The following is a 17,866-nucleotide window of genomic DNA, read 5'->3' on the forward strand; positions in this document are numbered from 1 at the left end:
CAGGCCGCCTTCGCCCGGTTCCACTCGGCTGCCGGGATCGCGGCGACCGCGGGCGGCTCGGGCAGCGTGCTGCGCTCGCCGGCGGTCGTATCGAGCCCGGATTCGGCCTGGTGGACCGGCCGCGGCCGGGGCGTCAGTCGCGGGCACGGGCGATGAGGAGAGGAATCCGGGTGCTGTGCAGAACGGCTTGACCGACCGACCCGAGCGTCATACCCGCGAACCCGCCGCGGCCGTGACTTCCGACGACGATGAGCTGCGCGTTCTCGGCTTCGGCCAGGATGCGGCGGGCGGGCCGGTCCTCGGCGACAACCGAGGTCACCGGTACGTCGGGGTAACGCTCGGCGCGGCCTGCCAGGCTCTCGGCCTGCACGGCACGGGCCTGTTCCTGCATCTCGTCGCGGGAGATATAGCGGAACGATTCCGACCACGTGGTCACCGCGATCACGCCGACATAGCCGCGAGCGGCTTCCTCGAACGCGATATCGACGGCTTCCTGGCCGCGCGGTGAACCGTCGACGCCGACGACCACCGGGCGCTGGCCCAGGTCGCGGGCCGTTTCCTCGCTGTCGGGGATCACCGCGACCGGACAGTGGGCGTGGCGGGCCAGCGACGTGCTCACCGAACCGAGCAGAAGCCGGCCGAGGGTACCGAGACCGCGGGTGCCCACGACGACCATGCGGGCAGCTGCGGAGAGGTCGATCAAGACTGTGGTGGCACCGAGGTCGGCGACGGTGGTGGTGATTTCGAGATCGGCCGCGGTTTCGCGGGCGGTCTGCTCGGCGGCGGCGAGAATCGTCTCCCCGTCGGCACGCAGGGCCTGGTTGTCCAGGCCGACCACGCTGATCTCCGGACCGAAAGTGACGGGGGCGCCGATGGCGTGGACGAGGTGGAGCGGGCAGCGGTGCAGCGCCGAGCGGCGAGCGGCCCAGCGCAGCGCGTCCAGGGAGGTCGGCGAACCATCGATACCGACGATGATCGGCGGTTCGGAATGTGTGGCCATATCGGAGTGCCTCTCGCCTCGCCCTGCTCGGTGCGGCGGAATCGCGGGGCCGCGTCGTCCTTCGTCGAGGATATGGGCGGTACCACGACCCCGGCACGCAAGCACCGGAGCCGTGTCCGGGTTGTGGCGCAATCGCGACCACAGACCACCGGACCGGCCCATGGCGGACCGGCCCGGTATCAGAACCGCGGAATCAGCGGAGATCGAACCGATCGTTCTCGGCGACCTTGACCCACGCCGAAACGAAATCGCGCACGAAACGCGGCCCGGCATCGCGCTGGGCATAGACCTCGGCCACCGCTCGCAGCACCGAATGGGAGCCGAACACCAGATCGTTTGCGGTGGCGGTCCACTTGCGCTCACCCGAACGCCGGTCGAAGCCCTCGTAGACGTTTTCCGCCGATTCCGAGGCCTTCCATTCGGTGCCCTGATCGAGCAGGTTGACGAAGAAATCGGTGGTCAGTGCGCCGGGCCGGTCGGTGAACACACCGTGGGTGCTGCCACCGTGGTTCGCGCCGAGGACCCGCAGGCCGCCGAGCAGGACCGTCAGTTCCGGCGCGGTCAAATCCAGCATGTAGGCGCGATCGACCAGCAGGGTTTCCAGCGGGGCCTTCTCTCCCGCCCGCACATAGTTGCGGAAGCCGTCGGCCCGCGGCTCGAGCACGGCGAACGATTCCACATCGGTGTTGTCCTGTGTGGCGTCGGTGCGTCCCGGCGAGAACGGCACCGTGATGTCGTATCCGGCGGCTTCGGCCGCTTTCTCGACGGCCGCCGCCCCGGCCAGGATTATCACGTCGGCCAGCGAGACCCGCTTACCGCCCGTGGCCGAACTGTTGAAGTCCTGCTGGATCCGCTCGAGGACGGGCAGTACCTGTGCGAGCTCTGCCGGTTCGTTGACCTCCCAGTTCTTCTGCGGTTCGAGCCGGATCCGGGCACCGTTGGCGCCGCCGCGTTTATCGGTGCTGCGGAAGGTCGCCGCCGACGCCCAGGCGGTTTTGACCAGTTGCGCGACCGACAGGCCGCAATCGCGGACCTTGCTCTTCAACGCCGCAATATCCGCTTCGTCGATCAATTCGTGGTCCACCGGCGGCACCGGGTCCTGCCACAGCTGCGGTTCGGGCACCCAGGGGCCGAGATACCGGCTGAGCGGGCCCATATCGCGGTGCAGCAGCTTGAACCAGGCCTTGGCGAACTGCTCGGCGAGTTCCTCGGGATGCTCCAGCCAGCGGCTGGTGATCTCCCGGTAGATCGGGTCCTCGCGCAGCGCGATATCGGTGGTGAGCATGCTCGGGGCGCGGGCCGGGCCGTCGAACGGATCCGGGATGGTGCCCTCGCCCGCCCCGTCCTCGGGTTTCCACTGCCACGCACCCGCCGGGCTCTTGGTGAGCTCCCATTCGTAGCCGTACAGGTTCTGCAGGAAACCGTTGCTCCACCGGGTGGGGGTGGAGGTCCAGACGACCTCCGGGCCACCGGTGATGGCGTCGCGGCCGACGCCCGTGCCGTGGGAGCTCTTCCAGCCCAGGCCCTGCTGTTCGATCGGGGCGGCTTCGGGTTCGGGGCCGACCAGGTCCGGGTTGCCGGCACCGTGGGTTTTGCCGAAACTGTGGCCGCCGACGATGAGCGCGGCGGTCTCCACATCGTTCATGGCCATCCGGCCGAAGGTTTCGCGGATATCGCGGGCGGCTGCCACCGGGTCGGGCCGGCCGTTGGGTCCCTCCGGGTTCACATAGATCAGACCCATCTGGACGTTGGCCAGCGGGCCGGAGAGTTCACGGTCGCCGCTGTAGCGTTCGTCGCCGAGCCAGGTGTCCTCCGGGCCCCAGTAGATCTCCTCCGGCTCCCAGATATCGGGGCGGCCGAAACCGAATCCGAAGGTCTGGAAACCCATCGAATCCAGCGCAACGTTGCCGGCGAACACCAGCAGATCTGCCCACGAGATCTTCGTGCCGTACTTCTGTTTGACCGGCCACAGCAGCCGGCGCGCTTTGTCCAGGCTCGCGTTGTCGGGCCAGCTGTTGAGTGGTGCGAACCGCTGCGCGCCCTGACCGCCGCCCCCGCGTCCGTCGGCGATCCGGTAGGTGCCCGCGGCATGCCAGCTCATCCGGATGAACAGGCCGCCGTAATTGCCGTAGTCGGCGGGCCACCAGTCCTGCGAATCGGTCAGCACGGCCTCGACATCGGCCTTCAATGCCTCGACATCGAGTTTCGCGAATTCCTTCGCGTAGTCGAAGTCCTGGCCGAGCGGGTTGGACTTGGAGGAATGGGCGTGCAGAACCGAGACGTCGACCTGGTTCGGCCACCAATCCTTGTTGGTACGGGGGCGGCCGTCGGTTTTCACGGTCGGCGACGGAATCGCCGGATTTTCGCTTTCGCTGGTACTCGAAGTCCCGGTGTCGGGAGCAGGTGGACGGCTATCGGAGGTCACGATATTCCTTCCTGACGAGTGGTGCGGCTGCTATCGGAAACGGTTCTCTTTCGCGCATTCGGGGCACAGACCCCAATAGATGACTTCGGCTTCGTCGATCGCGAAGCCGTGATCGTCGGACGCGGTCAGGCACGGGGAGTCACCGACCGAACAATCGACATCGGCGATCGCCCCGCACGCCCGGCAGACAACGTGGTGGTGGTTGTCGCCGACACGGGTCTCGTACCGAGCCACCGAACCGGAGGGCTGGATACAACGGAGCAGGCCGGCCGTGGTGAGCGTACGCAACGAGTCGTAGACCGCCTGATGGGAAACGGCCGACAGGCGAGATCGCACGACGCGGATGATCGAATCCGTATCGGCGTGCGGGTTGTCGTGCACAGCGCTCAGCACCGCGACCCGCGGGGCGGTGACGCGTAGCGAAACCTCCCGCAGCATCTGCTGGAACTCCTGGGCCGTTTGCACACCGGAAAGTCTCGTCCGTTTTCTGGAATCGGTCAAGGATAGACGGGGCCGTGGCGCTGTGGCGTTCATCCCCGCCGGGACCGGATCACCCGGCGGAGGCGGTAGTGGTCGCCCGGTTCTCCAGCAGCGTGATCGGCAGGCCGTCTTTGGGGAACGGCAGGGAGTGGTAGTCCATCGGCGGGACGTAAGCAGGGTCGAGCGTCCAGTGGTAGTCGCGCAGCAGGCGATGCATGATCGCCTTCACCTCGAGACCGCCGAAATACAGGCCGATGCATTTGTGCACCCCGCCGCCGAACGGTTCCCAGGCGAAGCGGTGCGATTTGTCCTCGCGGCGGTCGGGGCCGAAGCGGGCGGGATCGAAGGCCTCCGGGTCCGTCCAGTACTCCTCCATCATGTGGGTGAACTGGACACCCACGATGACATCGGTACCGGCAGGTATCCGGACGCCCTGGATCACCGTGTCCTTCACCGCGTACCGCACCAGGACCGGCACCGGGGCACGCAGGCGCAGCGCCTCGCGCATCACCAGGTCGATCGATTCCAGACCCTCGAGTTCGGCCGTCGTCGGCTCCGGGCCGAGCGCCAGCGACTCCTCGCGGCAGCGCTGCTGCCATTCCGGATGCTGGCCGAGGTATTGCAGGATCGTGGAGGTGGTGATGGTGGAGGTGTCGTGTGCCGCCATCATCAGGAAGATCATGTGATTCACCACGTCGTCGTCGGAGAACCGTTCGCCGTCCTCGGTTTCGACGTGGCAGAGCACCGAGAAGATATCGTCGGTCTGCTCGGCGCGTTTGGCGGGCAGGTAGTGGCGCAGGAAATTCTCGAGCACCTTTCGTCCGCGATAGGCCCGGCCCCACCGGGTGAAGGGCACGTCGGCGCGCACGATTCCGGCGGCGGCCTGCACGCAGGCGATGAAAGCCTTGTTGACGCGGTCCATTTCGGCCTGGCTGGTGTCCGCGGCACCGCCCATGAACAGATCGGCAGCGATATCGAGGGTGAGCTGCTTGAGCTTCCAGTACGACGGGAACTCCTTACCCGGCTCCCAGCCTGCCACGCCTTGCTCGATGGCGGGGTGCAGACGCCGGGTGTAGGCCTCGAGTCGTGGCCGGGTGAATGCCTGCTGCATGATCCGCCGGTGCGCGTGATGCTCGTCGAAGTCGATCAGCATGAGTCCGCGAGTGAAGAAGGGACCCACCAGCTCCGACCACGCCGGCCCGTTGGCGAGCGCCTTGTCCTTGTTCTGGAAGGCTTCGCCGCAGGCATCCGCGCCGAGGAGCATGACCGCGGATTTCCCGAGGGCCCGGAACGGCGCGACCGGACCGTAGCGTTCCCAGCGGCTCCGGCACAGCGCCACCGGGTCCTTAGCGTATTCGAAAACCTGGCCGAGGACGGGTAGACCCCGGTCGTCGCGGTGCTGAACCGGGATCGGCCGTAGTGCCGCCGTCTCCGCCGGTGCCGTTTCCTCGCGTGGTCCCAGGGCCTCGGCCGTCATGGTTCACCTCGTGTCGTGTGGTCTCTGTCACGTCCAGCCTGATTCAGGAAGGATGTCCTGTCAACCTTTGATCCGGCGGGCCTGTGGCATGCTGAGAAACGTGGCTGTGCAATCCGGGGTGTATCGGGGGGTCAGCGCCGCCGATCGCGCCGCCGAACGGCGCAGCCGGTTGCTCGAAGCCGCGCTGACCGTCTGGGCGGACCCGGCAATCCGGACCACGATGACCGCCGTATGCGCCGAGGCGGGCCTCAGCGAACGCTATTTCTACGAGAGTTTCTCCGGCCTGGACGCGGTACTCGAGGCGGTGCTGAACCAGATCGCCGCCGAAATCGAGGAGATCAGCCGCCGCGCCGCCGACCATGCCGGACCGGATCCGGAGGCCCGGGTGCGCGCCTCGGTCCGGGCGTTCGTCCAGCTCCTGCTCGACGATCCCCGCAAGGGCCGGGTCGCCATCATCGAAGCCGTCGCCGTCCCTGCCCTGCGGCAGCGCCGCACCCAACTGTTGCGCCACCTGGCCCACGAATCGGCGCTCGAGGCGCGGGAACATTTCGGCTCCTCCCGGCGTGGCGAAACCGCCGACGAAACCGCCGGACTGCTCTTCATCGGCGGTATGGCCGAACTCGTGACCGCCTGGCTCGACGGCACCCTGCAGGTCTCCCCCGACGAGATCGTCGACGCGGCGGTACGCGTTCTGCTCGGCCTCTACCGCTGACGAGCCCAGCCCTACCACGCGCCCGTATCCGAGGCGACGGACCCCTTCTGCACGTTTCGACCGCCGGGTTGCGGGAACCGCGCCGGAAACCGGACGAATAAGGAGGGTGGCCGTGCCGGAGCTTCGAGACATCGCCGAGAACGGGCGGAAACCACAGCGGGTGGTGATCGTCGGCAGTGGATTCGCCGGATTCACCTGCGCCCGCAAACTCTGCCGCACCCTGGCCGCGGCGGGCGACGATACCGAGGTCCTCCTCGTCTCGCCCACCGACTACATGCTGTACACGCCGCTGCTACCGGATGTCGCGGGCGGGCTCATCGACCCCCGGTTCGTCGCCGTATCGCTGACCGACGCGCTGCCCCGGGTCCGGTTGATCGTCGCGACCGCGGAATCGGTCGACCTGGACCACAAGACGATCACCGTGGCCGGAGATCACCACGGCCCCCGCGAGCTGTCCTGGGATCGGCTGGTACTCACCCCCGGATCGGTCACCCGTTTGTTCGATGTGCCCGGACTGCCCGAACACGGCCGCGGCCTGAAAACCGTCGCCGAAGCACTGTATCTGCGCGAACAGCTGATCCGGCAACTGGAACTCGCCGACCACGAAGACGATCCGGAAGTCCGGCAGGCCCGGCGCACCGTCGTCGTGGTCGGCGCGTCCTACGCCGGCACCGAACTGATCGCCCAGCTCCGCGCGCTCGCCGACACCTATGCGGCCCGCCGCGGTTTCGATCCGTCCGAGATCCGCTTCCTGCTGCTCGATACGGCCGACCGGGTGATGCCGGAGGTCGGCGAGAAACTGAGCGATCAGGTGCTGTCGGTCCTGCGCGCCCGCGGGATCGATATCCGGCTGGGGATGTCACTGAAGGAACTCACCGGCGATCATGTGGTACTCACCGACGGTACGACCGTGCCGACGTACACCGTCGCCTGGGTCACCGGCGTCACCGGAGCACCGGTCCTGAGCACGCTAGATCTGCCGATGGAACGCGGACGGCTGACAGTGGACGCCGATCTGCGGGTCCCCGGCCATCCCGAGGTATTCGCCGGCGGTGACGCGGCGGCGGTCCCGGATCTGACCCAGCCGGGAAAGATCACGCCACCCACCGCCCAGCACGCCACCCGGCAAGGCAGAGTCCTGGCCCGCAATGTGGCCGCGAGCCTGGGAATCGGTGCGCCGGTCCCCTACAAGCATCGCGATATGGGGCTGGTGGTGGACCTGGGTCCGCGTTTCGCCGTCGCCAACCCGCTGGGGCTTCGGCTCTCCGGCCTGCCCGCCAAAGCGGTTACCCGCGCCTACCACACATACGCGGTGCCCCGCGGGCTCAACCGATGGGCGATCACGCTGACCTACCTGACCAACGCGGTCACCCCGCGACCGCTGACCCTGCTCGGTCTGGTCAGTCCGGAGGAAGCCAGTTTTCACGCCAGCGAAGGAATCCGGCACCAGGTGTAGCCGGGTGGGCGGCCGCCGCGAACTGTCGGCGGCCGCATTTCGGCAGCCGGTATGCCCGATACCCGGCGATCGCCTCACCGCACCGCGACCGGGGCCGGCCCACCGGCGATCCGAGTGAGAACTTCGGCGAGCGCCTGTTCGACATCGGCGGTCTGGTCGTCCGGGCTACCGCGGGTATGGGCCGCAACGGTGAACCCCGGTCCGAAGGATGCCGACGCGACCTCCGGCGGCGGCAGGTCCGACCAGCCCCATTTAGTGCCCTGGACACCGGGCAGCCGCGCGGTACCCCAATTCTGCTGGGTGCCGTCGGCGGCGACGGGCGGCGCACTCGCCATCCATCCGAAGATCGGCGAGGCGGGATCGGTGGCCTGTTTGGCGGCCAGGAAATCGACGATATCGGCCGTACTGGTCGTGGCGGTGTTCCAGCCGGCGGCCGCGGCGGTCTGCGCCAGACCGTACTCCGCGGCGATCGCGCCGATGGCCTGCGGGTATTTTGCGGCCACGGTATCGGCGGCCGCATCGTCGGAGAGCCGGATCATCCGTTCCGCGAGCATCCGGTCCGCGGCGGAGCCGTCACCGCGGCGCAGGGCGTAATCGGCCAGATAGAGCTTGGCCATCGACAGCGCACTACGGGTTTCGAACTCGTTCGGCGTCCCCCAGCGCAGCCCGTTCGGTCCGCGCACCGAGACCGCGCTACGCGCCGGCACGCTCTCGGCCGGAACGCCCGGCGGTCCCGGTGGCGGTAACGGTTGCGCGATCGCCGGCACCGGACCGGAACAGGCGGCGGCGATCAGGGTCGCCAGGATAAAGGTGCGGTAGCTCATGGCTCGCCTCGTTCCGATTCGGGACACTGCCCACCGATCGCGCATACCCCTCCACCGAGAAACGAACCGGCGGGGCTGTCTTTCCCGGCGGCGCGGTCACCCGCCGATATACGCGACCGGGACCGGGACTGCGGGGCAGCGACGGTAGGCTGAGCGCACAGTCGACCGCGACGGTCGGCCGGCGGCGGTCACGGATGATCCACCGGCGAAACGACACCTGTGCAGAGATCGGTTACCACATGACGGCAAAAGCCGCCGAATACGCTGTTCCCGCCGACCGGACCGACGAACCGCGTCCCGCCCGCACCACCCGGGCCAGCGACTATTCCGGGTTGCTGCGGCAGGTGCGCGACGCGGGCCTGCTGGACCGCCGGCCCCGCTATTACGTCTGGAAAGCCGCGGCCGTCCTGTTCGCGTTGGTCGCCGGATGGACCGCTTTCGTCCTGATCGGCGAGTCGTGGTGGCAGCTCGGTACCGCGGCGTTCCTGGCCGCGGTTTTCGCGCAGCTGGCCTTCCTCGGCCACGATGCGGGGCACCGGCAGATCACCGGCCTCCGCAATCGCGACTATCTGCTGGGGATCCTTTTCGGGAACCTCGCGATCGGGGTCGGTATCGGCTGGTGGACCAGCAACCACAACCGGCACCACGCGCACCCCAACACCGAGGACGCGGATCCCGACATCATGGGGGTGCTCGCGCATTCGAGCCTGCGCGCCCGCGCCGGTCAGGGTCTGCGCCGGGTGATCTTCCGGTATCAGGGCTGGCTGTTCTTCCCGATGCTGCTGCTGGAAGGCTGGAGCCTGCACTTCTCGAGTGTCCGCGCCATCGTACGGCGCGATATCCCCCGGCGCGGCCTGGAGGCCGGGACGCTGCTCGCGCACGCCGCCGGATACCTCACCGTCGTCTTCCTGGTGTTGCCGCCGCTGCAGGCCGTCGTCTTCATCGTGGTGCAGCAGGGTCTGTTCGGGCTGTACATGGGATCCACCTTCGCGCCGAACCACAAGGGTATGGAGGTCCTGCCGGCCGGTGACAACACCGACTACCTGCGCCGCCAGGTCCTCACCGCACGCAATGTCCGCGGGGGATTCCTCGTCGACACCGCCTTCGGCGGCCTCAACTACCAGATCGAACACCATCTGTTCCCGTCCATGCCCCGCCCCAACCTGCGGCGGGCCCAGCCGATCGTCGCCGCGTACTGCGCCGATCTCGGGGTGCCCTACTGCGAGACCGGTGTGATCGCCTCCTACGTCCAGTCCATCGGGCATCTGAACACCGTCGGACGATCCACCCGCACAGCGGTCGCGGCGGGTAGCGCACCATAGAAGGTCCCGCCGGTCCCCGCTTTGCGTGCGGGCGACACGTTTGCCCGCGGTGAGCACACACTTCGTGGCCCTGTCCCGTCACAGCCGTTCGACTGTGACGGTGGTGCCGCTGTCGGCAAGATGGTCCGGTTACGGTCTCGGGTCCACGCGCCGCGGCGGACCGGACCGGTCGTCTGCCATAGGTGGCGGGGGCGGCACATCGACACCCAGATTCAGCAACGATGATCGGACCACGACATCCCATGAGGTGTGCTGGGTCGCGGCGAGGCGACAGCGCTGTTCGGCATCGGCGACCACCCGGCGGTGTGCCTCGAGTTCGGCGGTCATGGCCTGGATCTGCCGCGACAGCGGTTCCACCATCTGCGCGGCCGCCTGAGTGAGAACCTGAACCGCATCGGCCCGGCGCTTACGCCTGCTGAGCAGCCCTGCCGCGCAGACACCGCCGACACCGGTCACCAGGCCGCCGAGGACAGAAGCCAGTTCGGTGATCATGCTGTCCTCCTCTGTGACCGGCCGGATCTGCGCATCGCCCTCAGGCGCGGCGGTCGGTGGTGGGATCGCGGAAACCGGGAATCTTCAGGGCCGCTCCGATAACACCGAGCGCTTCGGCGGTCGTCCGGTCGCCCAGGAAGTCCCAGCCCGGGAAATCCGCGCCGCGCGCGGTTCCCGATCCGGCGAGCTGATCCAGCGCGAGCCCGACGTGTTTGTCGAGATAATGCAGCATGGTCCGGACGGTGACCTGTTCACCGTGGTAGTTCGTGATCTTCTCTTCGAGGAACGCCATGTCCTCACTCCTTCCGTCCAGAAGTGCCTGTACATCCCGGCGGAAGGCGTTCATATCGATGCCCGCCGGGTCGATCTTTCCCTCGCTGGAGTACTCGTGGTGCGCCACGCAATCGCCGGAGCCGCGGCCGAGGCGGCGCAGGATCGCGGCGCAGCCGCGTGTGTAGGCGTCGAGCTGGGCGGGGGTCCAGTCCCAGGGTGGAGTGCCGCGGGAGACGGCTTCGATCCCGATCGTGTGGTAGTTCGCATTGTCGGTGGGCCAGCCCGGCCAGCTGCCGCGACCGGCGTGCCAGCAGACCCCGACGGCGATCACCCGGTAGCTGCCGTCCTTCTCGAGTACCAGCTGGGCGAGTGGCCCCGGTAGCCCGGGACGTCCGTCCTGCACGATGCGCCAGTCGTTCGGCCCGCCACCGGCCGTGTGATGGCACAGCACGCCGCGGATATCGAGGAAGTCGCCGTGGCCGCGCTGCCGCCAGCCGTCGTGTTCGACAACGGCCAGGCCGGCGTCGCGCAGTACATCGGCCAGCCATATCGGGTCGCCGCTCCAGCTCATCGGACCCTCCTGCCCTCGTGCGATTCGCGGGCGCCCCGGCATGTCCGGTGGCGCCTGCCATCCGGCCGCAATCGACACAGTTCGATGTCCTGAACTGCGGTGATAGGCAACCGCTCTACTTCAGAGTAGGCCCGATATGTTCACTTTTCAACCCATATCAGTCGCTAAATACCCCCATACGGTCCCTTCGGCTAGGGCTGCACCCCGCCGCCGTGCCGAAGCTATCGGGCACTTGATTAAGACCCTGCCCGCTCCCAGAATGGTCGACATGAATGCGACGCCCGCCGAGTCGGAGGATGCGACCGCCGAGGAGGCGAGGCTGGACGCGGCGCTGGGCGCGGAAGTGCGCGCGATGCGCGCCCGCCGCGGCTGGACCCAGGAGGCGCTGGCCGGGGAAACCGGCTACAACAAGAAAACCATCGCCCGGCTCGAACACGGCGAGCGGGCAATGACCGTCACGCAGCTGTACAAGATCTGCCGGGCGTTCGGGATCCGCCCCAGCGAGCTAGTCGGTGCCGCGGAGAAAGAAGTCGGCATCCAGTAACTGCGACGGGTCCACGCCGCGGCGGCGCGCCTCGACGACGAACGACGACACCGTCGTCGTGGCGGGATCATCGTCCAGACGGTCCGCCATCGCCGCGGCGGGATCCCGAGCTTCTTTGCCCATGAGCGTTTTCCAGTTCTTACCGATCCACGCTCGCGAGGTCGATCCCGCATTCCCCACCGAGCCCGACAGTTCTACTCGACACCCTCGACGAGGGCCAACGCATTGAGCCGGGCACAGGCTCTTCACCCGAACCCGACGACGAGTGTAATTTCTCTCGCGCGATCCGCCCAGCGCCGGAAGGAACATCACGGCAACCCGTTTCGCGTCACGATCCGAACTGCCGTGCGACAGCAGGCTGTTCGGGCACGGGCATCGAGCGGGCGCGGGTGCGGCCGGCCGGCGCACATAGGTAAAACCTATGCCTTCCGCTGCCTTTTCGTCTTTGCTTGCCGCCCCATTTCCGGCCTACCGTCGAAAAGCCCGGCAGGGATACGCAAGAGAACTCCGAAACAGTTGCCGCCCAGCCATTCTCACCATTCGACACCGGGCGGACGAGTACGCAATCGAAAGGAACGGTGGCAATGACCACTGTCGGAAACACGTCGGCGACCGCAGAACTCACCGGGAAACGGGCGCTGGTCACGGGTGGTTCCCGCGGAATAGGCGCAGCCGTCGTGCGCCGATTCCTCGACGCCGGCGCCGAGGTGCTGGCGACCGCCAGATCGGCCACGAATGCCGTGCCGGACGGCGCCACATTCGTGGCCGCCGATGTCCGGACGATGGACGGTGCGCGAGCACTCGCCGCGGCCGTACAGGAAACGTTCGGCGGGGTGGATATCGTGGTCCACAATGCGGGTGGGGCCCGGCCGCACCGGGGTAGCTCGGATATTCCCGATGCGGAGTGGCGGGACGCTCTGGAGCTGAATCTGCTGGCCGCGGTGCGGCTGGATGCGCTGCTGACACCGGGGATGCGGGACCGGGGGTCGGGCGCGATCGTGCATGTCTCCTCGGCCGCCGTCCCCGCCCCGGTGGCACAGTTCCTGCACTACACCGCGGCGAAGGCGGCACTGGAGAACTACAGCCTGGGCCTGGCAACGGAACTGGCGCCGTTCGGGGTCCGGGTCAACACGGTATCGCCCGGACGGACCGCGACGCCCGGCGGTGCGACAACGCGGGCGCAGTGGGCAGACCTCGATCCGGCGGCGGCCCGGATCGATACCCCGGCCGTCCCACTGGGACGCGAGGGCCGGCCCGCCGATATCGCCCACGCGGTGCTGTTCCTCGTCTCCGACAATGCGAGCTGGCTCACCGGAGGCAGTCTGGTCGTGGACGGCGGCGAGTTCCACCGGGGCTGATACCCACGGCACGGCGGGTGGTGGCCCCTGTCAGGGCACCGGCGCGAGGCGGTCCGAACCGGTCCAGTTCTCCCCGCGCAACAGCTCGAGCAGGGCCGCTTCCGCCGGTCCCGCGCGGTGCCGGACCACGGCGACGACGGGTTGCGTCACGCTCGGGAACACCGGGCGCGCGAGTTGTTCGTAGCCAGGGGGTACCGCGGAGGCCGGCACGAGCGTCACGCCCAGCCCGTGGGCGGCCCACCGCACGGCCGTCGCCGTCTGCGATACCCGGCCGACCGTTTCCGGGGCGAGCGCGTTATCGCGCAGGACGGCCGTCAGCACCCCGTCGAGCGCACTGTCGTGACCGAACCGTATCCACGGATCTCCCGCCAGGTCGCGTAGTTCGATCCGGTCCGCGGCGAGCCGTGGGTGCCCGGCACTCAGCACCACGACGAACTCCTCGTCACCGAGGGGGTGCGCATTTTCGGGGGTTTTCTCGCATTTCGCCATCAACGCGAGGTCGAGTGCGCCGCGGCGGCACAGCTGGTCGAGTTCGGTGGCGCTCGGCTCCTCGAACACGGTGGCCTCGACCCGTGGAAAGCGGCGGCGTAGCGTCTCGAGTGCGCGCGGTAGCTGCCGCGCGCCGAAACCCAGCTGCACCGCGACCACCAATTCGCCCACCAGTTCGACGGAATCGGCCCGCGCCGCGGCCCTTGCCCGCCGGGACGCGTTCACCGCGACCGCCGCCTCGCGCAGGAATGCCCGCCCGGCCACCGTGGGCACCAGGCCGGTCGGCGTACGAGCGAACAGCTGGACGCCGAGTTCCCGTTCGAGACCACGGATCTGCTGCGATATCGACGGCTGGGCGACACGGAGCAGTTCCGCTGCCGCGGTCACCGAGCCCGCCTCGGCAACGGTCAGAGCGTACTCGTATTGGCGCAGCGTCATTCGTCATCCTCCCGGGGTGAACCCGCGCCCACCCGTTCAGGTCGTGTGCTCGATATCCCCGGGGGTAGTGCGGCCGTCTACGAGGTGGTCCGCCGCCCGCGCGGGCGGGCAGCGCCCCGGTACACCGGAACCGGTTTCCCGGTCACCGTATTCCCCGGTCCCGGCAACAGCGCGCCTGCTTCCGCAAGGGGTACGGCCCGGCCGCACGATTCGGGGAAACACCACGATCAGGCGGCCGCAGTGTCCAGCAGCATCGGCGAAATCGCCGCTCGCTGTCACGGCGGCGTGCGGGTCGCCTCGGCCGGGGCCAGCGGCGTCGCGGACGGGACGGATCCGGTTCTGGCACGATCGAAGCCGGTACCGCCGCCCGGCGTCGCGGCGGCAACGACGGCACGACGAGAGGACCGGCCCCGACCGTGGATATGCACTCCGGTACGAGCGAGCACACCGCGCACGACCGCAAGGCAGAGATCGTCGAGGTTTTCACCGACGCCTTCGGTGACATGATCGCCACCGATCCGGACGCCTTCCGCAAGAAATTCCGCAAAATGGCCGATAATCCGTTCGCCTTCTACCGCGGCTCGGCCTGCCTGTTCTACCACGATATGGCCGCGATCGAGGATCCGTGGGCCGACGAACGTACCGGCCGGATCTGGATCCAGGCCGATCTGCATGCGGAGAACTTCGGCACCTATATGGATTCCGCGGGCCAATTCGTATTCGACGTGAACGATTTCGACGAGGCCTATCTCGGCGCATTCACCTGGGATATCAAACGGTTCTGCGCCAGTGTGGCACTGCTGGCCCGCCGCAAAGCCGTCTCCGATGCCGATATCGAGGAATTGATCGCTACCTACGTGCGGTCCTACGTGCGTATGGTGCGCGCCTTCAACGACGGCACCCGCGACGAACAGGATTTCAAACTACATCTGCGGAATACCACGGGCCCGGTGCACGATGTGCTGCTGGACGCCCGGATGAACACGCGCACCGCATTGCTGGCCGGCACCACGGTGGTCGAGAACTACGAGCGCCGGTTCCGGCCGGGCAAGGGCGTCCGCAGCCTCGACGACGACGAGCGCGCACTCGTCCTGGACGCGTTCACCCGCTACCTCGACACCATTCCGGAGCACAAGCGGTTCCGCAGCATCACCTATGAGGTCAAAGACATCGTGGGCCGCAAAGGTTTCGGGATCGGCTCGGCGGGCCTGCCCGCGTACAACATCCTCGTGGAGGGCCAGACAGAAGCCCTGGAGAACGACGTGATCCTGTCGATGAAACAGGGGAATGTGGCCGCACCGAGCCGGATCGTGCGCGACGAGCGGATCCGCGAATACTTCCACCACCACGGGCACCGCACCGCCGTCTCCCAGCGCGCGCTCCAGGCCCACGCCGACCCGTGGCTCGGGTACACCGAGATCGGCGGAGAAGGCTACATCGTCTCCGAACTCTCCCCGTACGTCAACGACCTCGACTGGTCCGACCTCACCGAACCCGCCGAGATGCGGCCGGTCATCGAATATCTCGGCCAGGCTACCGCGGGAATGCACTGTGTCTCCGACGCCGACTCCGAGCAGACCCTGGTCGATTTCCAGAGCGAGGAGGCGATCATCGCGGCCATCGGCTCCGACGAGGTCGAATTCGTCCGCGATATGGTCGAATTCGGTCAGAGTTACGCCCGCCGTACCCGCGAAGACCACGAACTCTTCATCGATGCCTTCCGCAACGGCGATATTCCCGGCCTCGAACGATCGACACGGAACGCCTGACCGGTCACCGCACCGGGCGCGGCATATGTGCAGGGCAGGCCGAGGGTCCGACAGGCGGTGAACGCGCCCGGCTCGCGCAACTCACAGGGGTCGGGTCCGGATATCGCGACGCAGACCCGTGCGAACAACGCAGCCGAGATCCGGGACCCATGGCCCGGGGGTCCACTACGTCCCGGGAGTGGCAGGGGCACGCTTCCTACAGCTGTCCGTTCGGATCGTCCCGCGCCCGCACGAGGAACCGGCGTTCGGCGTTGTCGTGCGACAGGTCGATCGCCTTGGTGTAGGCGGCGTACGCCCGGGGCGGGGGGCCCCGGCCGGCGGGCCACGGGGGGGGGGCCCCCCCCGCGGGGGGGGGCCCCCGCGGCGGCGAACGGCCGTACCGCCGCGGCGGCTGACTTTCACGCCACATCAGGCCCTTCATGATGGCGGCTTGGGGGATCTCCTCGACGGAGATGATTCCTTCGGGGGCATTGCAGACCCAGTCGATGCGTTCGGGAGTGAACCACCGTTCGGTGCGCTGGCGGACTTCGTCGAGCGTGATGCCCAGGCCGTCGGCGAGTCCGCGAACTTGTCCGCTCGCCGGCGTCTCGGTCGACTACTACGTGCGAATGGAACGCGGCAGCCTCGCCGGCACATCCGAAAGCGTCCTGGACTCCCTGGCCACCGCCCGGCAACTGGACGAGCCGAACGTGACCACCTCTTCGCCCTCACCCGCGAAGCCGGAACCCGCAGCAACCGGCGCAGGCGCACCGCCCCCGCGACCGTGCGGCCCGTTCTCCAACAGGTTCTCGACGCGATCACCGAGGCACCGGCCTGGTTCCGCAACGGCCGCCACGACGTCCTGGCCACGAACCAGCTGGCCCGCGTGCCCTCTACAGTCCGGTCTTGGCCGACCCCCGCCGGCGCGCCAACACCACCCGTTTCATCTACCTCGAACCCGAACGGGCCCAGGAATTCTTCGTCGACTACCAGAAGTTCGCCGAAGACGCCGCCGCCATGCTTCGCTTGGAAGTCGACCGCAACCCCCCACGACAAGGCATTGATCGAACTCGTGGGCGAGCTGTCCACCCGCAGCGAACTGTTCCGGCAACGCTGGGCGTCCCAAGACGTCCGCTTCCACCGCTCCGGCCGCAACGCCTGCGGCACCCCGTCGTCGGATAGCTCGACCCAGTACTCAGGGCCAGGCCGTAAACCCTTCGTGCCGGACCGTCCATGAGCCGTCGTCCGGGAAGCCCGGGCAGTCCGTGGGCCCGCCTGTCCAGCCGGCGACCATGAGTGAGACCGCCGCGAGCAGGGCGCCGTTGGCGGGCAGGTAGATCGGGAGCAGGCTGCCGATCTGTGGGCTGTGGCCGACTCGGTTGACGGTGTTCTTCGGCGTATCCATCAGCAGGGCGCCGATCGCCAGATCGGGGCGGCCGACTCTGGTCGCGGTCATCGCCATCACGGGGAAGTCCCAGCCCCACGCTGTATTCCACTGCCAGTCGGCGTGCAGGTCGAGCAGGGTCGCGGCCATGGTGTCGCGATCGATGAGCGGCGTGCCGGGAACCATTCCGAGGGCACACAACAGCGAGGGATGGTCGTCCCGGCGCAGATACGGCTCGGTCGCGATCGCCTGATAGATCCCGCCGTCCTGGTGCGGCCGGGTGAGCCCGTCCTGGACGCGCTGCCAGTGTGCGCGCCGCGGTAGACCGAGTCGTTCCTGCCAGTGCTGCGCGATCTCGAGGCCCCACCACCAGTAGGCGAGTTCGAAGGTCGGGTCGGCGGTCGTCGTGGCGTCGTAGAACTCCTGGGCCGGCACCAGCGGCGCCGGCAGGTGATATGTCCCGGCGCGTTCCTCGGTGAAATCGGCCATGAATTCCGCGGTCTGCTCGACCAATTCGGAATAGCGCGCCACTAATTCTTGCCGGGCGGTCTCGTCCTTCTTGTTCCGATAGACGAGTTCGAGCAGATACAGCGGATGCGGTTGCTGCCAGATGAGCAGCGCGCCGATATCCGATGGACTCTCTCGGCCTTCCGGGCCGACCGCCTTGGGCCAGCGCACTCCGGCGTAGCGTTGCCGCTGCGCGGTGGCGCGGGCCGATTCGAGGATGGACAGATACCACCCGAGGCTGCGTTCGAGCAGTTCCGGTCTACCCCAGGCAGCGAAATGCGCGGCATGCCACCAGTGCATCTCGAGGTGGAACTTGCCCTGCCACGAGTTCGTGACCAATCCGGTCTCCGCCGGCGGCAGGCTGCC

At 68.0% G+C, this 17,866-nt stretch carries 18 protein-coding genes and 1 pseudogene; 8 read left to right on the forward strand and 11 right to left on the reverse strand.

What is annotated here, in order from left to right; all coding sequences use genetic code 11:
• Positions 1 to 133: 133 nt before the first annotated feature.
• The 4 genes from QH195_RS25790 to QH195_RS25805 all read right to left on the reverse strand — a co-directional run bounded on the left by QH195_RS25790 (position 134) and on the right by QH195_RS25805 (position 5,382).
• Positions 134 to 1,000, reverse strand: a complete 867-nt coding sequence (locus QH195_RS25790) for a universal stress protein (RefSeq protein ID WP_280419994.1) — start codon at positions 998 to 1,000, stop codon at positions 134 to 136.
• A gap of 193 nt (positions 1,001 to 1,193) precedes the next feature.
• A complete protein-coding gene (gene katG, locus QH195_RS25795) occupies positions 1,194 to 3,425 on the reverse strand; it encodes a catalase/peroxidase HPI (protein WP_280437320.1) in 2,232 nt (743 codons plus the stop codon).
• 30 nt (positions 3,426 to 3,455) lie between these two features.
• Positions 3,456 to 3,863: a Fur family transcriptional regulator gene (locus QH195_RS25800; protein WP_280420010.1), complete on the reverse strand. Its 408-nt coding sequence runs from the start codon at positions 3,861 to 3,863 to the stop codon at positions 3,456 to 3,458.
• A gap of 112 nt (positions 3,864 to 3,975) precedes the next feature.
• Positions 3,976 to 5,382 (reverse strand): cytochrome P450, encoded by a 1,407-nt coding sequence (locus tag QH195_RS25805; RefSeq protein ID WP_280419996.1) that lies wholly within the window; start codon positions 5,380 to 5,382, stop codon positions 3,976 to 3,978.
• A gap of 100 nt (positions 5,383 to 5,482) precedes the next feature.
• On the opposite strand from QH195_RS25805, the gene QH195_RS25810 reads away from it, so the two are divergent.
• Positions 5,483 to 6,094, forward strand: coding sequence for a TetR/AcrR family transcriptional regulator (locus tag QH195_RS25810; RefSeq protein ID WP_280419997.1), 612 nt, complete (start codon positions 5,483 to 5,485; stop codon positions 6,092 to 6,094).
• A 112-nt stretch (positions 6,095 to 6,206) separates the two neighbouring features.
• Positions 6,207 to 7,550: an NAD(P)/FAD-dependent oxidoreductase gene (locus tag QH195_RS25815; protein WP_280437321.1), complete on the forward strand. Its 1,344-nt coding sequence runs from the start codon at positions 6,207 to 6,209 to the stop codon at positions 7,548 to 7,550.
• 74 nt (positions 7,551 to 7,624) lie between these two features.
• Here QH195_RS25815 and QH195_RS25820 read toward each other — a convergent pair whose 3' ends face one another.
• Complete coding sequence (locus tag QH195_RS25820; RefSeq protein WP_280437322.1) at positions 7,625 to 8,374, reverse strand: hypothetical protein; 750 nt, start codon at positions 8,372 to 8,374, stop codon at positions 7,625 to 7,627.
• 239 nt (positions 8,375 to 8,613) lie between these two features.
• Between QH195_RS25820 and QH195_RS25825 the strand changes: the two genes are divergently transcribed.
• Complete coding sequence (locus QH195_RS25825) at positions 8,614 to 9,696, forward strand: fatty acid desaturase family protein (protein WP_280420000.1); 1,083 nt, start codon at positions 8,614 to 8,616, stop codon at positions 9,694 to 9,696.
• 129 nt (positions 9,697 to 9,825) lie between these two features.
• Here the strand turns inward: QH195_RS25825 and QH195_RS25830 are convergent, their stop codons facing one another.
• Both QH195_RS25830 and QH195_RS25835 read right to left on the reverse strand, forming a co-directional pair.
• A complete protein-coding gene (locus QH195_RS25830; protein WP_280420001.1) occupies positions 9,826 to 10,188 on the reverse strand; it encodes a hypothetical protein in 363 nt (120 codons plus the stop codon).
• A 40-nt stretch (positions 10,189 to 10,228) separates the two neighbouring features.
• Positions 10,229 to 11,032, reverse strand: a complete 804-nt coding sequence (locus QH195_RS25835; protein WP_280420002.1) for a peptidoglycan recognition protein family protein — start codon at positions 11,030 to 11,032, stop codon at positions 10,229 to 10,231.
• Positions 11,033 to 11,300: 268 nt separating this feature from the next.
• On the opposite strand from QH195_RS25835, the gene QH195_RS25840 reads away from it, so the two are divergent.
• On the forward strand, positions 11,301 to 11,576 hold the full coding sequence (locus QH195_RS25840; protein ID WP_280420003.1) for a helix-turn-helix domain-containing protein: 276 nt from the start codon (positions 11,301 to 11,303) through the stop codon (positions 11,574 to 11,576).
• Here QH195_RS25840 and QH195_RS25845 read toward each other — a convergent pair.
• Positions 11,538 to 11,699: a hypothetical protein gene (locus QH195_RS25845; protein ID WP_280420004.1), complete on the reverse strand. Its 162-nt coding sequence runs from the start codon at positions 11,697 to 11,699 to the stop codon at positions 11,538 to 11,540. The genes QH195_RS25840 and QH195_RS25845 overlap by 39 nt on opposite strands.
• A gap of 461 nt (positions 11,700 to 12,160) precedes the next feature.
• Between QH195_RS25845 and QH195_RS25850 the strand changes: the two genes are divergently transcribed.
• Complete coding sequence (locus QH195_RS25850) at positions 12,161 to 12,934, forward strand: oxidoreductase (protein ID WP_280437323.1); 774 nt, start codon at positions 12,161 to 12,163, stop codon at positions 12,932 to 12,934.
• Positions 12,935 to 12,964: 30 nt separating this feature from the next.
• On the opposite strand, the gene QH195_RS25855 is transcribed toward QH195_RS25850, so the two are convergent.
• The gene (locus QH195_RS25855; RefSeq protein ID WP_280437324.1) at positions 12,965 to 13,861 is read right to left on the reverse strand and encodes a LysR family transcriptional regulator; all 897 of its coding nucleotides are present in this window, start codon (positions 13,859 to 13,861) and stop codon (positions 12,965 to 12,967) included.
• A gap of 422 nt (positions 13,862 to 14,283) precedes the next feature.
• On the opposite strand from QH195_RS25855, the gene QH195_RS25860 reads away from it, so the two are divergent.
• The gene (locus tag QH195_RS25860; protein ID WP_280437328.1) at positions 14,284 to 15,630 is read left to right on the forward strand and encodes a DUF2252 domain-containing protein; all 1,347 of its coding nucleotides are present in this window, start codon (positions 14,284 to 14,286) and stop codon (positions 15,628 to 15,630) included.
• Positions 15,631 to 15,826: 196 nt separating this feature from the next.
• Here the strand turns inward: QH195_RS25860 and QH195_RS35295 are convergent, their stop codons facing one another.
• Positions 15,827 to 16,051, reverse strand: a complete 225-nt coding sequence (locus QH195_RS35295; protein ID WP_432278855.1) for a hypothetical protein — start codon at positions 16,049 to 16,051, stop codon at positions 15,827 to 15,829.
• Positions 16,052 to 16,515: 464 nt separating this feature from the next.
• On the opposite strand from QH195_RS35295, the pseudogene QH195_RS25870 reads away from it, so the two are divergent.
• Together QH195_RS25870 and QH195_RS25875 are read left to right on the forward strand one after the other, a co-directional pair.
• A pseudogene (locus QH195_RS25870) lies at positions 16,516 to 16,728 on the forward strand (hypothetical protein); the annotation flags it as partial.
• The gene (locus tag QH195_RS25875; protein ID WP_280437325.1) at positions 16,682 to 16,846 is read left to right on the forward strand and encodes a hypothetical protein; all 165 of its coding nucleotides are present in this window, start codon (positions 16,682 to 16,684) and stop codon (positions 16,844 to 16,846) included. The pseudogene QH195_RS25870 and the gene QH195_RS25875, both read left to right, overlap by 47 nt.
• Here the strand turns inward: QH195_RS25875 and QH195_RS25880 are convergent.
• Positions 16,805 to 17,866, reverse strand: a 1,062-nt coding sequence (locus QH195_RS25880; RefSeq protein WP_280437326.1) for a hypothetical protein, incomplete at its 5' end; no start/stop codon positions are given. The genes QH195_RS25875 and QH195_RS25880 overlap by 42 nt on opposite strands.

Source organism: Nocardia carnea (assembly GCF_029868855.1).
In the GTDB taxonomy this organism is placed as follows: Bacteria; Actinomycetota; Actinomycetes; order Mycobacteriales; family Mycobacteriaceae; genus Nocardia; species Nocardia carnea_A.

Bases quoted from the DNA above. Each gene is read 5' to 3' on its own strand.
- QH195_RS25790 (WP_280419994.1), bottom strand. From the start codon at position 1,000: ATGGCCACACATTCCGAACCGCCGATCATCGTCGGTATCGATGGTTCG.
- QH195_RS25800 (WP_280420010.1), bottom strand. From the start codon at position 3,863: ATGCTGCGGGAGGTTTCGCTACGCGTCACCGCCCCGCGGGTCGCGGTG.
- QH195_RS25805 (WP_280419996.1), bottom strand. From the start codon at position 5,382: ATGACGGCCGAGGCCCTGGGACCACGCGAGGAAACGGCACCGGCGGAG.
- QH195_RS25820 (WP_280437322.1), bottom strand. From the start codon at position 8,374: ATGAGCTACCGCACCTTTATCCTGGCGACCCTGATCGCCGCCGCCTGT.
- QH195_RS25825 (WP_280420000.1), top strand. From the start codon at position 8,614: ATGACGGCAAAAGCCGCCGAATACGCTGTTCCCGCCGACCGGACCGAC.
- QH195_RS25830 (WP_280420001.1), bottom strand. From the start codon at position 10,188: ATGATCACCGAACTGGCTTCTGTCCTCGGCGGCCTGGTGACCGGTGTC.
- QH195_RS25835 (WP_280420002.1), bottom strand. From the start codon at position 11,032: ATGAGCTGGAGCGGCGACCCGATATGGCTGGCCGATGTACTGCGCGAC.
- QH195_RS25840 (WP_280420003.1), top strand. From the start codon at position 11,301: ATGAATGCGACGCCCGCCGAGTCGGAGGATGCGACCGCCGAGGAGGCG.
- QH195_RS25845 (WP_280420004.1), bottom strand. From the start codon at position 11,699: ATGGGCAAAGAAGCTCGGGATCCCGCCGCGGCGATGGCGGACCGTCTG.
- QH195_RS25850 (WP_280437323.1), top strand. From the start codon at position 12,161: ATGACCACTGTCGGAAACACGTCGGCGACCGCAGAACTCACCGGGAAA.
- QH195_RS25855 (WP_280437324.1), bottom strand. From the start codon at position 13,861: ATGACGCTGCGCCAATACGAGTACGCTCTGACCGTTGCCGAGGCGGGC.
- QH195_RS25860 (WP_280437328.1), top strand. From the start codon at position 14,284: ATGCACTCCGGTACGAGCGAGCACACCGCGCACGACCGCAAGGCAGAG.
- QH195_RS35295 (WP_432278855.1), bottom strand. From the start codon at position 16,051: ATGAAGGGCCTGATGTGGCGTGAAAGTCAGCCGCCGCGGCGGTACGGC.